At 61.8% G+C, this 14918-nt stretch carries 13 protein-coding genes; 10 read left to right on the forward strand and 3 right to left on the reverse strand.

Going from position 1 to position 14918, the window contains the following annotated elements:
* Positions 1 to 8: 8 nt before the first annotated feature.
* From C5B85_RS16965 to C5B85_RS16975, 3 genes are all read left to right on the forward strand, one after another.
* Positions 9 to 368 (forward strand): hypothetical protein, encoded by a 360-nt coding sequence (locus C5B85_RS16965; RefSeq protein WP_104287188.1) that lies wholly within the window; start codon positions 9 to 11, stop codon positions 366 to 368.
* Positions 369 to 453: 85 nt separating this feature from the next.
* Complete coding sequence (locus C5B85_RS16970; RefSeq protein WP_104287189.1) at positions 454 to 705, forward strand: helix-turn-helix transcriptional regulator; 252 nt, start codon at positions 454 to 456, stop codon at positions 703 to 705.
* Entirely contained in the window at positions 705 to 1958 is a 1254-nt protein-coding gene (locus C5B85_RS16975) for a type II toxin-antitoxin system HipA family toxin (RefSeq protein ID WP_104287190.1), read from the forward strand. The genes C5B85_RS16970 and C5B85_RS16975 overlap by 1 nt, the downstream gene beginning before the upstream one ends.
* Positions 1959 to 1977: 19 nt before the next feature.
* Here C5B85_RS16975 and C5B85_RS16980 read toward each other — a convergent pair whose 3' ends face one another.
* On the reverse strand, positions 1978 to 2403 hold the full coding sequence (locus C5B85_RS16980) for a hypothetical protein (protein WP_146078001.1): 426 nt from the start codon (positions 2401 to 2403) through the stop codon (positions 1978 to 1980).
* 455 nt (positions 2404 to 2858) lie between these two features.
* Here C5B85_RS16980 and C5B85_RS16985 point away from each other — a divergent pair, with 455 nt between their 5' ends.
* From C5B85_RS16985 to C5B85_RS17015, 7 genes are all read left to right on the forward strand, one after another.
* Positions 2859 to 3479 (forward strand): excalibur calcium-binding domain-containing protein, encoded by a 621-nt coding sequence (locus C5B85_RS16985; protein ID WP_181064482.1) that lies wholly within the window; start codon positions 2859 to 2861, stop codon positions 3477 to 3479.
* Positions 3480 to 3571: 92 nt separating this feature from the next.
* Entirely contained in the window at positions 3572 to 3973 is a 402-nt protein-coding gene (locus tag C5B85_RS16990) for a (deoxy)nucleoside triphosphate pyrophosphohydrolase (protein WP_104287193.1), read from the forward strand.
* A complete protein-coding gene (locus C5B85_RS16995) occupies positions 3966 to 6896 on the forward strand; it encodes a DUF3427 domain-containing protein (RefSeq protein ID WP_258070868.1) in 2931 nt (976 codons plus the stop codon). Before C5B85_RS16990 ends, C5B85_RS16995 begins: the two co-directional genes overlap by 8 nt.
* Positions 6897 to 7009: 113 nt before the next feature.
* Positions 7010 to 8317: a sensor histidine kinase gene (locus tag C5B85_RS17000; protein ID WP_146078002.1), complete on the forward strand. Its 1308-nt coding sequence runs from the start codon at positions 7010 to 7012 to the stop codon at positions 8315 to 8317.
* A complete protein-coding gene (locus tag C5B85_RS17005) occupies positions 8314 to 8991 on the forward strand; it encodes a response regulator transcription factor (RefSeq protein ID WP_104287196.1) in 678 nt (225 codons plus the stop codon). Before C5B85_RS17000 ends, C5B85_RS17005 begins: the two co-directional genes overlap by 4 nt.
* Before the next feature lie 278 nt (positions 8992 to 9269).
* The gene (locus tag C5B85_RS19015) at positions 9270 to 10565 is read left to right on the forward strand and encodes a hypothetical protein (protein WP_146078003.1); all 1296 of its coding nucleotides are present in this window, start codon (positions 9270 to 9272) and stop codon (positions 10563 to 10565) included.
* Positions 10566 to 11659: 1094 nt separating this feature from the next.
* Positions 11660 to 13030, forward strand: coding sequence for an acyltransferase (locus C5B85_RS17015; RefSeq protein WP_104287197.1), 1371 nt, complete (start codon positions 11660 to 11662; stop codon positions 13028 to 13030).
* Here C5B85_RS17015 and C5B85_RS17020 read toward each other — a convergent pair.
* Both C5B85_RS17020 and C5B85_RS17025 read right to left on the reverse strand, forming a co-directional pair.
* Positions 12975 to 13898 (reverse strand): hypothetical protein, encoded by a 924-nt coding sequence (locus tag C5B85_RS17020; RefSeq protein ID WP_146078004.1) that lies wholly within the window; start codon positions 13896 to 13898, stop codon positions 12975 to 12977. The two genes, C5B85_RS17015 and C5B85_RS17020, sit on opposite strands and share 56 nt — an antisense overlap.
* Before the next feature lie 356 nt (positions 13899 to 14254).
* Positions 14255 to 14821 carry a hypothetical protein gene (locus C5B85_RS17025; protein WP_258070869.1) on the reverse strand — a complete coding sequence of 189 codons (567 nt, stop codon included), beginning with the start codon at positions 14819 to 14821 and terminating at the stop codon, positions 14255 to 14257.
* Positions 14822 to 14918: the final 97 nt, after the last annotated feature.

A 14918-nucleotide genomic window follows, 5' to 3' on the forward strand; every position in this document is an offset into this window, starting at 1 on the left:
CTGTCGGGATGAAGCTCAGCCGACACGACGCCGCGATCCGTCTCGATATTCCGCTCGAGATGGCGAAGCGGAACGGCCTTCCCCCGTACATCGCCGAGGATGCGTTGGCGGAGCTGGATGCGAACCCGCCGGCTTGGCTGGCCCAGTCGCGGGCCAACCGGACGGGGAAGCGGCCGGTGTGGGCGACGCTGACGTGCGAGGTGTGCGGGACGGTCGAGAAGGTTCGGCCGAAGAAGTGGTGGCCCGAGTTCACGTATGTGTCGTGCGACAACCACGATCTTGACGAACTGCCGGAGCCTGCCGCCGGGACAACTCGGGAGTTCTCGTACGGCATCGGGACTCGCTTCACGGGTGTCGTCGACGCGTAGGTATATCTGGTTTTTCAGATGGGCAACTCCTATCTGAATATTCAGATACTCGAGTAGTATCTGAATATTCAGATGGGAGTTCGTCATGACTGCACGCGCACGGCTCAATGCACCCGCCGACTTCGGCCTGGCCGTGCAGCAGGCGCGCCTCGAGGCCGGCCTCAGCCAGGCTGAGCTCGCCGAGCGCCTGCAGTTGTCGCAGAGCGCGGTGAGCGAGATCGAGAGCGGGAAGACGACAATCTATCTGCGGCGCCTCTTCGATCTGATGCACGAGTTGGATATCGAGTTGTCTGCAAGCTGGGAGCAGCGGGCCGATGAGTCGGCGGGGCCGCGCTGATGCGATTGGCGGTGGAGCTCTACGGCGTCGAGGTCGGACTGCTCGAGGGTGACGATTCCCGATCCTTCGACTTTGTGGCATCCACGGCCGGCATCGCCGAGTTCGGAACGAACAGCAGCATTTTGGCGGTCGAGCTCCCGCTCGTCGCTCGCCAGACTCGGGCGAAGGCGGGCAGGCGTCGCAACTGGTTCGCGGAGCTTCTGCCGGAGGGCGATCAGTACGAGTACCTGCGCACTCAGGCAGGGCTCCGACCCGGAGACATCCTGGGGTTTCTTGCTCGCTACGGCCGTGACGTGGCGGGTGCGGTGCAGCTCTGGGATGTCGACGATCCGACGGAGCCACGGACGCCCGGCACGAAAGCCGTCGACGACAGTCAGATTCGGGCACTCCTCGAGAACCCGCTGTCGGCTTCGCTCGGGAATCTCGCTGACGTGGGCAAGTCGTCGCTGGCGGGCGTGCAGCCCAAGATCGTACTTGCAGCGACGGAGTCCGCGACGGGTCGGACGCTCTGGAGCCAGGCATTTGGTGGCTTCCCGTCGACGCACATCCTGAAGCCGAGGCTGTCGGCGAACCCGACGGTGATCTTCGACGAGGAGTACGGCGCGCGGCTGGCCCGGCGGCTTGGTCTGGCGTCGTTCTCAACGACTGTCGCCGAGTTCGATGGCCTGCCGGCGCTCGTTGTCGAGAGGTTCGACCGGATCGATGGCCATCGGATCCACCAGGAGGATTTCAGCCAGGTGCTCGGGGCGTCGGGCAGTCAGAAGTACCAGGAGCTGGGTGGCGTCACGAGCTTGAAGCGTGTCGCTCAGGCGTTGCGCGGTCAGTCGCGTTCGACAGATCTGATCGTGCTGGCACGGATGCTCGTGCTCGGTATCGCCGTCGGCAACCTGGACATGCACACCAAGAACCTTGGGTTATTGCACCCTGTTGACGGTCGCACTCGATTGGCTCCCGCGTATGACGTGGTGCCGCAAGCGCATCAGGCTGGGGTGGATGGTCGACTCGGGTTGGCCGTGAACGGTCGCTACGAGCATCACCTGGTCGAGCGTTCGGATGTCGTGTCGGAGGTCGCGTCGTGGGGGCTGCGCGGCGCAGAGCGGCTTGTCAACGAGACGCTCGACGAGGTTCTCGCCGCGGTCGCTACTGAGCAGCCGCTCGTGGGCTCGTACCCGCACCTGGCCGCGCAGATCCGGACTTTTGCGGAGCGATTGCGGTCGGGCGAAGCGGCCGGGCGCTTTCTGCTCGCGGAGTAACGCCTAGCGTTCGCGCGCGTTACGACTCGCTGTTCGCCGGCCGCCACCCGCCGTCGGCGGAGAGCAGGTGCAGCTCTCCGCCGATGGAGGCGTACTGCGTGAACTTGGTCGCCGACATGTCGTTCCAGATGGACCCAATGATGCGGTCTCCTGCGGTGTAGTTGGCGATGAGCTCCATGAAGAACGTGTCGTGCTGGATGAAGTCGTCGTGGAAGTCGGAGGCGAGCCAGAATCGTTCGGTGTCTGAGGTCAGGCCGGCGGCCAGGCCGCACGGCACGCCAGTGAACCAGTCACGCTCGGGGAGGTACTCGGCCCACTGGTAGTGCGGGGTGCCGTCCACCAGGTTGGGGCCACGGCTTGCAGCCGGGTCCTTCGAGACGACCGCTTGTAGATACTCGGTCACCCAGAGGGGCCGGTCTTTGCGGAGTTGGGTCTGGATGGTCATAGAGATCGCGTAGCTCACGCGACCACCCTATTCACCGGGCTCGGGCTGGCTCTTCGCTGACGTCCAGGTCGGGTGCCGTCTGCGCGCTGCCGCGCGGTCGCGCCCGACTGGGCCGGGACCTTTCTCTCGAAACCGCTGCACAGTTTTCACCGGGCATGATCCAGTGGCTCCGAGAGGGCCCGGTTCCTCAGCCCCGAGTGCTGGCCTTCCGGCTCAGGTGCTCGAGGTTCCGGTCGCGCAGCCTGCCGTCACCTCGTGCTCCTTCGTCGCGGAAGGCGCGATGGTGTCGACCCGTTCTTCCCCTGGGGCACCCCACGGCATTCCCCACGTCCCCGGGGAGGTTTATCGGCGTTGTCTAGCGGTTCTAGGCTCAAAGCATCCCCAAAAACTCAGGAGACAGAATGTCGTTCTACCCTGCCCCCGCACAGCCCCCGCAATCAACCTGGCGCTCTCGTATGACTACGTTTTCCTGGATCGTGGCGGGCGTCATGGTGGTACTCCTCCTCATCGCGGCAATAAATGGAGGCATAGGGACATTTCTCGCGCTTGCAGGACTGATGGGGTTTTTGACCGGGCTCTACGTTCTGATTACGCGTAGAAGCAGCTGGGCGGGTCTACCGCGATCGCGCAAGCTGGGTGCCATTGTGCTCGGGGCGGGCCTCGTAGTCGGCATTGTTGGCAGCTCCATCGGTGGAGCTCAAGCTACTCGTGAAACTCCAGTTGCCGCACCTGCTCCGACCGTTACGGTGACTTCCACCGTTCAAGCCCCCACAGAGACCGTGTTCGTCACTGTCACCGCCGAGCCGGTTGTTGCTCCCGTCGCCGAAGCAGTCCCTGCTCCCGACCCTGTTTCTGTGGCAGACCCGGAATTGGATGCGGCGCAGCAAGCCCCCGCTCCGCTTTATGCGGCACCAGAACCTGCGCCCGCCGCTCCTGCACCGGCTCCCCAGCAGAACGTTTCCTTCGCGAACTGCACCGAGGCCAGAGCCGCGGGAGCTGCCCCTGTTCACATCGGCGATCCAGGGTACGCCTCACATCTTGACCGCGATGGCGACGGCGTCGGCTGCGAGAACTGAGGCGGAAACGTCTACGCACTAGCCCGGGAACTCGAATCTTGCTCGCACCATAGACTCGTCGATACGCACGAGCTGTAGGAGAGAATCCCAAAGTGAAGAGAATCGATGTCGTCGGCGCTGTCATAGTCAAGGATGGACGAGTGCTCTGCGCTCAACGGGCTCACAAGGGCACCCTGGGCGGCATGTGGGAGTTCCCGGGAGGCAAAGTCGACACCGGTGAGACGCGTGAAGCCGCGCTCGTCCGAGAAATCGTCGAGGAACTTGACTGCGATGTGAAGGTGGGCGAGCTGATAGTCACAACCGTTCACGCATACGATTTTGCCGAGATTACCCTGACCACGTACTACTGTGATCTGTTGGGCAGCGAGCCACGACTTCTCGAGCACGCAGACAGCAGATGGCTGTTCCCCAAGGAACTCCAGGAATTGGATTGGGCACCTGCCGACATTCCAGCCGTTGAGAAAATTGTAGAACAGCTAGGCCCTCGTGGTTGACTACATCGACCCGCCTGGACCTTTCGAACTTGATCTCCGCTTCGGCTACCTCGACAAGCATCTGACTTCTCCGCGAGTCCGTTCACCTCGCGTTGTCTGGAACGCGCACGAAAACACAATGCTGAGAGTCCTTAAACATCAGCTCTCCGAGAGCGATGAGTTCACGTTCAGCGTCGCGTTCGTTACGGCTCGAGCGATCGCCATGTTGAAGCAAGCCTTCGTGGACTTCCGTGGCCGAGGCCTGATTGTCACTTCCGACTATCTCACTTTCAATGCTCCTGACGCGTTTCATGAACTGTTGGGTCTGGCGGAATTTGGCGTGGAAACTCGCATCCACGGCGCATCAGCATTCCACCCCAAGGGGTACATTTTTCAGCGAGACGACCATGTCACATCGATTTTCGGTAGCTCCAACCTGACCGAGAAGGCTCTGGTCTCGAACCACGAATGGAACCTGCAGGTTTCCGCCAATCGCGGCAGCAACCTTGCTGAGCAGCTCGACACCCTGGTCGCGGAAGAGGTCCAGCGATCGGCGCCCCTAACACAGGCTTGGATAGACGAGTACACGGTCGGCTACCAGAGGCGAAAGTCGTTCGAAGTTTTGGCTCGAAAGCTCGCGGCTGCCGATCTGCGCAACACCACTGCAGGCACGAGCCACGATTCGCCCGCCGCCACGGTCACACCCAACTCAATGCAACTCGAGGCACTTGAGGCGCTTCGGGATTTGCGGGTGAGCGGGCAGACCAAGGGGCTCATCGTCTCCGCCACGGGCACTGGGAAGACCATTCTTGCGGCCCTTGACGTGCGTGCCGTGAAACCACAGACGATGCTCTTCGTCGCACACCGAGAGCAGATCATCGACAAAGCGATGACCGAGTTCCAGCGCGTCCTCAATGAGCCAAGTCACGAGTTCGGCAAACTCTCCGGGACGAGCAAAGATCGCTCAACGAAGTACCTTTTCGCCACGGTCCAAACGCTGTCGCGGCCCGATATGCTGAGCTGGTTCACTCCTGAGGCTTTCGACTACATAATCCTGGACGAAGCGCATCGCAGCGGCGCTCGGTCGTTCGAGAGAGTTCTAGATCAGTTCTATCCCAAGTTCCTCTTGGGAATGTCGGCCACTCCCGAACGGACTGACGGTTACGACATTTTCAAGCACTTCGACTACAATGTTCCGTACGAAATTCGGCTCAAGCAAGCGCTCGATGCTGACATTTTGACCCCGTTCCACTACTACGGAATTGCGGACGTCACGCTCGAAGACGGCACGATCGTCAGCGATCAGACCGATGTCAAGAACCTCGTGTCTTCACTCCGGGTCGAGCACATCGTCACAACTATCGAAACCTACGGCCAGAAGGCCGAACCACCGCGCGGCCTGATCTTCTGCAGCAGCAAGGACGAAGCGCACGACTTATCTGAGCGACTCAACTCCCGCAAGGTGCACGGAGAGCTGCTGCGCACGCGTGCGCTTACGGGAGAGGACTCGGTGGCAACGCGCGAACTTGCAGTCTCAGCTCTAGAACGCGGTGAGCTCAATTACCTACTCACCGTAGACATCTTTAACGAGGGTATCGACATCCCCACGATCAACCAGGTCGTGATGCTCCGTCAAACCCAGTCAAGCATCGTGTTCATTCAACAGCTGGGTCGCGGCTTACGGAAGGCACCCGGCAAGGAATACGTCGTCGTCCTGGACTTCATCGGGAACTACCAGAACAACTTCATGATCCCGATAGCACTCCTCGGAGATGAAAGCCTAAATAAAGAGTCACTGAGGCTCAATCTTTCGCGGGCAACCGAAGCCGACACGCTTCCTGGTCTTTCCAGTGTGAGTTTCGATCGCATCGCACTGGAGCGGGTACTCCGATCTATCTCGGAAACCAAGCTCAACGGGGCCCGTCTCATTCGACGCGCATTCGAGGACCTCAAGGCTCGTCTTGGCCACCCACCTCGACTCACTGATTTCCTGCGCTTCGAGTCCACCGATCCCTACGAGATCATCTCGAACTACCAGAACTACGAAAGTTTCGTGAGCAAGATGCTCCGTCAGCGAAGCCCGATGAGCCAGGCGGGCCTTGACTTCCTGACGTACGCCTCGATCGAGGTCTTCTCAAGTCGACGACCCCACGATGTTCTGGTCTTGGATTCGTTACTGCGACAAGGAGCCGCGTCGAGCGAGCAGCTGACGCGGCGCATCGATGAGATCGTTTCGACCAGGGCAAACGACATCATAAGTGTCATCCGAAACCTAGATTTGAGCTTTCACACGGAACCGGATCGAGAGAAATACAAACAGGCAATACTGGTCGCGGACGCCAGCGGAATTGTCGACCTCAACCCCGCGTTCCGTGAACTCTACACAACGGACGAATCATTTCGCCTGGACGTAGACGACCTGCTCCAGGCCGGGATCACGGTGAACCTCGATCGCTATGCGGCGGGTACTCCGATGGTACCCGGCAGGCAGTACACACGCAAAGACGCATGTCGAATCTTCGGCTGGACAAAGAATGCCTCATCAACGCTCTACGGGTACAGAGCGAACTACGCTCAGGGGGTGTGTCCGATCTTTGTGACTTACCACAAATCTGAAGAAGTCTCCGCCAGCACGGCCTACGGGGACCGGTTCATGGATCAATCAACAATGCTTTGGTACACCCGCAGCAATCGCACTCTCACCCGACGTGAAGAGAATGCCATAGCAACGAACCAGGTACGGCCGGAGCTTTTCGTCAAGCGAGATGAAACTGACGGCGGTGACTTTTACTACTTGGGTCCGGCAACCGCGAAAGACGCCAAGGACTCGCAAATGGTTGACGGTGACGGCAACGGAATTCCGGTGGTCACGATGCACCTACAACTGGAAACCCCTGTAGCTACCAGCCTCTACGAGTACCTGTCAGGCACACACGCGGACTGAAAGTGTCACGTCACACATGCCCATACCCGGGTACCGTCCGTGACCATCCACTGAGTGACGCTCTCACACCCACTCGCCTACTAGCGTCGTCCTCGACGAAAGGCGTGACGCTCATGGACATCACGATCGACCAGATGGTTCGACAGCTACGGGAAGCACGAAACCCCACGCCCAGGCCACTGACGCGGCTCGAGTGGATCTTGCTCGCCGTCACGACCGCCGCACTCTTCGCCGTGTCCGTGTCGATACTCGGCGCCGTCTACCACGTGCACGTCGGATTCGCGTTCGGAATCTCCGCTCTCAGCTCTGCGGGCCTGCTCCTCGCGCCAGTACGACCGCGCCTCGCGATCCTCCTGCATTTCGCCGGAACAGCGCTCTTCCCGTTCCCCTACGCGATCTACGCCGAGGCTTGGCCACTCCCGGTGCCCCAGCTCATCTCACTCAGCCTGCTCCTTGCCATCATCGTGTTGCGCGAGACGCTGACCCTCGCGATCGTCACCTGGCTCCTCAACCTCGTCGCGCCGGCAGTCGCCCTCATCCTCCTAGGGTTCGCGGCCATGCAGGTCGGCGGGAACATCATCCAAGAGTCCTCGAGCCTCATCGCCATCTCCATCTACACAGGCCTGATCGTCGCCGCCGGCTACAACCTCAGCCGTCGCAACTGGTCAAAGCACGAACTCGTGCAGGCAAAACGCACCGCCGAGATCGAGCAGGAACGCCGCATGGGCGCTGAGGAACGCTCGCGCATCGCCCGCGAAATGCACGACGTCGTCGCCCACAGCATGAGCATCGTGCACATGCAGGCCAGCTCGGCACCCTTCCGCGTCGCGGACCTCAACGACGAAGCCAAGGCTGAGTTCGAGTCCATCGCCGAATCCGCCCGCGACGCCCTCAAGGAGATGCGCACCCTTCTCGGAGTTCTCCGACTCGACGAATACTCGGCACTCACCCCACAGCCCCAGCTCACCGACCTCCAAGCCCTCGTCGAAGGCAGCAGAAACGGCGGCATCGAAGCCGCCCTCCACCTCGACACCGACCGCGACCCCCGCGAGTTGCCAGACACCGTGCAACTCACCGCCTACCGCGTCGTCCAAGAAGCCCTCAGCAACGTCATCCGCCACGCCCCAGGCACCAGCGCCGAAGTCTCCGTCATGCTCCTCGGCCCCGAGCTCACCGTTCGGATCACGAACACAGCACCACCCGCATCCACCGACCCCCGCGACGGGGAGGAATCAGACTCCACCGGCTCGGGCACCGACCTCGCATCCGGCGGTGTGGGCATACTCGGGATGCGCGAACGCGTCACCACCCTCGGCGGGCACCTCACCGCGCGGCCCCAATCGTTTGGCGGCTACGTCGTCGAAGCGCGCCTCCCCGTTACCGACTCCGCCCACTCAGCGCCCGAACCGGAGCACGCATGACCCGCATCCTGATCGTCGACGACCAGCCCATGTACCGCATCGGGCTCGCCGCGATCCTCGGCGCTCAAGACGACCTCACCATCGTCGGAGAAGCCAGCGACGGGCGCGAAGCCATCGCCCGGGCCCGCAGCCTCCAACCCGACGTGGTGCTCATGGACGTGCGCATGCCGAACCTCAACGGCATCGAAGCAACCCGCGCCATCGCGGACGCCGCCAACGAAGGTGGCCACCCCACCCGCGTCGTGATGCTCACCACGTTCGACATCGACGACTACGTCTTCGACGCGCTCCGTGCCGGCGCCAGCGGATTCCTGCTCAAGGACGCGACGCCCCAGGAACTCGTGGATGCGGTGCGCACGGTCGCGGGCGGCGACGCGCTCCTCGCCCCGAAGGTCACCCGCACCCTCATCGAAGCCTTCGCCCAGGCGCCAGCCAAACGCAGCGTCTCCCCCACCCGCTTCAACGAGCTCACCGAACGCGAACGCGAGGTGTTCGAGCTCGTCGCCAAGGGACACTCCAACTCGGAGATCTCGAAGACGCTCTTCATCGCCGAGCAGACCACGAAGTCCCACGTCAGCCGCATCATGGCGAAGTTACACCTCCGCGACCGCGTCCACGCCGTCGTGCTCGGCTACGAGTCCGGGCTCATCACGCCGGGCGAAGCCGTCGACTGATGAGCCCCGTGCATCGATGTATCCGAATGAAAACGCGTGTCACGTCCGACTACTTCGCACTTCCCGCTCTTCACCTGGAGGGGAAAAACGATATGCGTCAATAATATACGAGATCCATATGAGCATTTGGAATGCAACCGCCCCGATCTCCCGTTACCAGTTGTCAGCCCGGCGTGCCTGCGTTAAGCTCGGCCAGAATTCCAGTGGCCTCAGTCGTTTGGGGTGACTACTGCTGGTCGAGAACCTAGGGGGGCGACGTGTCGAATCACGGATTCACAGTGCAGGAAGAAGCGCTGTACTACAACGGAAAGCGCATAGGGCACAGCGAGTTACAAGCTGGTTTCAGTCGGTTCTTCTTCGAGAGGGCGCCCCTGGGCGAAGGTGGAAACGGGGTGACATTTCGAGTTCGTCACCGCATTCTCAACACGCAGCAAGTAGTGAAGGTTTACTTTCCTGGCCGGAACGGAGTCGCAATCAAAGCGCAGCTCGAGGCCATGAAAAATGCGGATCGACGAGTTAGCGAGGTTCTGGCACTGGTTCACGATGCTGGAACCTACGAATACCCCGAACCAATTTCCTTCTCGGTCATGGAAAGCATTGACAATATCCAAACTTTGAGGGAATGGATAGCTCAAAGGAACGCCATGTGGGAGTTTGCGCTAATCTCAAACGTTGATGAAAACCGCACATCGAGTGATTGGCTAGAAACGAGACAAAGAATTGTCCAAGCGGAAGCGCTCAACGTCGCAACGGGCTTTATGGCCGCGGTGGTTCGACTGCATTCTCCTTTGATTACCCACGGCGACCTTAATCCAGGCAATATCTTGTTACCCAGAGAACAAGAAAACCCAATCTGGGGTGAATGGAAGTCGGCCACAGCGACTTATAACAAACTCGAAGTCGCCAAACTATTAGAAAAATTCGGATCCGCCAAGAATTGGTACACCGGCGGGAAGCCAAACGAACCGAGGCCCGGTACTCTGCAGCCGGAGAAGGTACGTCTCATAGATCTAGGGTCCAGCCAAGTCGAAGGCACCGACGCCACAGTCGGGAGCAGCCGGGAGACCCGGTTCATGATTGATGATCTGAAACGGATCATGAAACCTTTCTTCCCCGGTGCCGGCAATCTTCTCAACTGGCTCAACATCGAGAAGAAATCAGTCGTGAGAAATGGGGAGAAGATGGATGCGTTCGTAACGCTCGCCGGCGCACCCGTGGACCACCTGGCATTGTCTGGTGAAATATTCCGCCTACTATGTGCACTGAATGTACTTTTGGGCCATGAACACAACTCACGCGAACCGGTAACTGGTGCACCTTCCGCGGACCTTACTCTGGCCATGGATGACATCGGCATCCTCCACACACTCATCACTGGCCGCCCTTCCGACATACGAGACGATGTTTTTAGCTTAGAAGCCCTCACTGCGATGCAGTACGTCCCGATTCAATCTCAGCGATTGATCAACTGGAGTAGAGTTTTTCACGACTGGGGAGAAAGGCACGCTGGTTTCAAGAAGTATGAGTTCAGCAGGGGATCTATTCGGATAGCGACCATACAACCATTGATATAGGCCGCGTCAGACCGAGGAGACAACGGAGTCCGAGACGAGGAGGTCCTGCATCACTCCTTTCAGCGTGAGGAGTCCAAGCGTTTGGCGTGGGTGGGAGTTGAGCTCGTCTGTGACCATGTTCCGTTAGCCTGGTACGCCGTAACCTCGACGCTTTGGCGAGGTTCTCGCGGATGAAATTTCTCGTGTTCTCGTGACTCGGCCACTCCCACAGCAAAGAAGATGCGCGTAGCGCACGCGAGGCTTTCTCGCGAAGGTGACCGGCGCGTGCTTCGTCACCCCGCTGCCCTGATTCAAGGCGAGCGAGACCGACGATGCGCGCCAAGTTCCGTGACGTGATCGATTAGCGCGTCCGCGACCACTGTCGATTCTATGAGTTCGGCAGGCTCAGGATCAGCACGTACATGGAATAGCATTTCGTCGTCCTGGGTGCCTCGGTGTTGCCAGCGCGCCGATTAAATGCTTCCCTTCCCACGTTCCTTGCATCCGACGATCGGATTCCGTTACTGGGTGGTGATCGGTCGAGAGCATGCCCACGATCGGGCGTTCATTCACGCGCGGACGCACGCCGCTTCTGCGCGCTGTGTTCAGCGCCGCCTCGGAGTACGCGTATTTCCTTCGGGATCGCGCATACTCACCGGTAGATCGCTTCGTGCAACACGGGCCTGCGTTGAACGTACGGAGATTGATCCATGTTGCCCTCGCCGTTCTCGTTCGCTTGCAAAGCGAAAGCTTCAATCGATCTTCCGCTTCAATGAGCTCACCGAACGCGAACGCGAGGTGTTCGAGCTCGCGCCAAGGGACACTCCAACTCGGAGATCTCGAAGACGCTCTTCATCGCCGAGCAGACCACGAAGTCCCACGTGAGCCGCATCATGGCGAAGCTGCACCTCCGCGACCGCGTCCACGCGGTCGTTCTCGGCTACGAGTCCGGGCTCATCACGCCGGGTGAGACCCAACAGCAGTAACCCGCTCGCGGGGCCGTACCGGGAACTCACCCTCTCGTACGGTTTACCTCAACCTGCGGAGTGATGCCCCGCACGCAGGCCCCTTTCTACGGTTCGGAACATCCGAACCAGTAGACAGAAGGCAGCCACGTGACCCAGCTCACTCTCCCCCGCAGCGCAGCATCCCCAGAGCCCGACGACGCCAACCCACGCGCGTCCCGGCGTGACCCTGCGGTTGACCTCGTCCGCGCGGCCTGCCTCACCACCGTGCTGGTGCTCCACATCGCGATGGCCGGCATCTCGGTCACCGGCGGCGACATCAGCATCACCAACGCGGTCGAGGATGAGGCCTGGTTCGCTCCCCTCACCTGGCTCCTGCAGGTCATGCCGCTGTTCTTCATCATCGGCGGCTTCGCGGCCAGAGCCCAGTGGATGCGAATGCGCGCCAGCGGCGGCACGTCGCGCGAGTTCATCGCCACTAGAACACGGCGCCTGCTCGTGCCGTCGCTCGCGTTCGCCGCCTTCGTGACCGCCGGGCTGCCCCTCGCCGCACTCGCCGGCGCGGACACCGAGCTCCTCGCCGAAGCATCCTTCCGCATGACACAACCCCTCTGGTTCCTCGCCGTCTACCTCGGCGTGACGGCCCTCATCCCGCTCATGCTGCGCGCCCACGAGGCCGCGCCCCACGCCACCCTCATCACCCTCATCTCCGGCGCCATCCTCGTCGACGCCTTCCGCGCCCTGACCGGAATGGATGCGGTCGGCATCGTGAACTACGCCTTCGTCTGGCTGGCGATCCAGCAGCTCGGGTTCTTCTTCGCCGATGTGAAAGGCCGCAAGACGGTTGCCCGGCCGGGCTGGCACCGACTGCCTATCGGGCTCATCGGCGGCGGCATTCTTGCCCTGGTGCTCCTCGTCACGTTCGCCGGCTACTCCCCCGAGCTACTCCTCGACAACAACAACCCGGCGAGCGTCGCCCTCATCGCCCTCGGAATCGCCCAGCTAGGGCTGCTCATGCTGATGCATCCCTGGCTCACGAGCGTCGCATCCGGCACACGAGCGGCCGCGTTCTCGCGCTTCGTCAACGCCCACTCGATGCGGCTCTATCTCTGGCACATGCCGGTGCTGGTCGCAGTCACGGCAGTCCTGCTCCTTGTGGGTAGTTGGATGCCCGAGCCGCTCAGTTTCGGATGGTTCGCGACGAGGCCCCTCATGCTCGTCGCCGTTCTCGTGGCAACGGCGGCCGTAGTACCCGGGCTCGCGCACCTGGATGGGCCCACGGAACGAGGCGTCGAGTTCGCGACCTCGCGCATCCGCTACCGAAAGCCGAGCACCCCGGTCTCCGTCTGGACGGGCATCGCTGGTGTCGTCGTGCTGCTGGTGTTCGGATTCTGGCCGATGTGGGCCGGGGCGCTGGCGTGTGCGCTGATGATCGTGAGCCTGCGAACACCGAATAAGTCGGTGCCTACCGAACGCGCTCGAACTGCAGCCGAGCCGTCGGGTGCTCAAACGAAGCGATGATCTCGGCGTCGGAGGCGGGAGCACCAAGATCGACGTGCGACAGCAACCACGGCGCTACGGGCTCCTCGACGAAGTCCCCGAGCTCCCAGCGCTCCATGGCCGCTGAGTAGGCGACTGACCACACCTCCTGCTCCTCCTCCGTCGGCTCACGGTCCTGGGGGAAAACAATCGTCTCGAGGTCGAACTCGAGCATGAGCTCGTCGAGAGCAGCGTGCTCGGCCATCCGCACGAGCATCCGGCGGTGCCACTCGTTCTCGCACGCGTTGATCGCCGCGTCCAGCGCTTCCTGTGACTGCGCGTTCCAGGCCTCGCTGAGAACCTCCTCCGGGAGCCCAAGCCGTCCGGTCACCTCCATCGGCGAATAGCGGCCGGCGATACCGTCGAAATACTCCTCAGCCTCAGCCTCGAAGGCGCGCCGCTGCTCCTCGGTGACGAACGTCACAGTCGGTTCGTCGTCCCCAACGATCGAGACGAACCACTCAACTGTCTCTTCGTCGATGGGTGTCCCAGCGGCGGCGGCCTTCGCCTTCGCCCTCTCAAACGCCGCTTGAATCTTCGCCTCCTTCACCGCTTCGACGTCGACGTCGACGTCGACGTCGACGTCAGTGTCGGTGTCGGTGTCGGTGTCGGTGTCGGTGTCGGTGTCAGTGTCGGTGTCGGTGTCGGTGTCGGTGTCGGGCTGTGGCTCTTCGGGTTCCACGATCGCCGCAGCGTTCCAGACGCCAGATTCCCGAGCTTGGTACTCCTCCTCTGTGAGTGACTCGTAGGACATCGCGCGCAACCTCTGGTCGTTCTGAACGCTGCGCTGCAGACTCGCCCGTCGCTCCACCGCTTCCTCGGCGGTCCTTGCTGGGACGAACTCAGGCAACCCGTTGACCGGGTTGAGCTGAAGAACTCGACTCCGAGCGAGTACTCGGGCCTCAGTCAGAGGCCAGGCACCCGCCACAACGACGACCTGGTCGCTGGGCTCAGGCTCGAGCAGGTAGGCGAGCATCCCAGTCCCTCCACCGAGGTCGAACACTCGAACACGTTCGTCAGGCGCATCGTGCACGTCGAGTTGCTCCGAGCGCAACGAGCCCGCAGATGCCTCCAGGCCGGCGAGGAATGCGCTGAGTCGCAGCTGAACCTCCGCGTTGTGCTGAACACACGGCTGACGACTTACATAAATGGATGGCATGGCTCCCCTGGGATCTGGTCCCGAAAGAGCCTAGGCCCAGGGCGCCGTCAACCGCCCGTCCCCTGCACGCATCCCGCGGGCAGGGAGTTCCCGCTGATCGAGAAGTCGTCGCAGGTGAGGAAGTGCGCCTGGTTGAGTCCGAGCAGGTATGCGATGACAACGATGCCCCCGACCACGGCGACGATCAGCCAGCGGCGGCGCCTCGTGGTGCTGGACGCGAAGTCCGGCCACACGATGCGCAGCAGCACCCACAGCGTGAACGGCACACAGATCAGCACCACCAGCAGCGCCGCGAAATCGACGAGCGCAGTAGCGACGTCGTCAGAGTCGGCGTCGACGAGGAAGTTCAGAATCAGCCATACCGTCGGCACCAGCAGCACTGCCGCGCGCCCGACGCGGCCCCACACGGGTCGCCGCTCGAGCAGCACAAACACGAACGCCGCCGTCGACGCCGCCCAGAAGCCGAGGATGTCGTCGAAGAAGACCTCACCCCACGCGCCGAGCGTGAACGCCGGCCACCACGCGACCGCCGCCATGCCCACCATGACGACGCCAAGCGGCACGTCGCGCCGACGATCGGCCTGCGGAATCGTGATCTTCTCGGGGGTGCTCACCCTCGAAAGGTAACCGCCCCGAACGCTCCGCGGAAGCCTCCCGCCCATCCCGCGAACCCGGCCGTGCGTGCCCGCACGCCCCGCGCCCCGCATCCAC

The sequence above is a fragment of the Pseudoclavibacter sp. AY1F1 genome, from assembly GCF_002931075.1.
Lineage (GTDB): Bacteria > Actinomycetota > Actinomycetes > Actinomycetales > Microbacteriaceae > Pseudoclavibacter.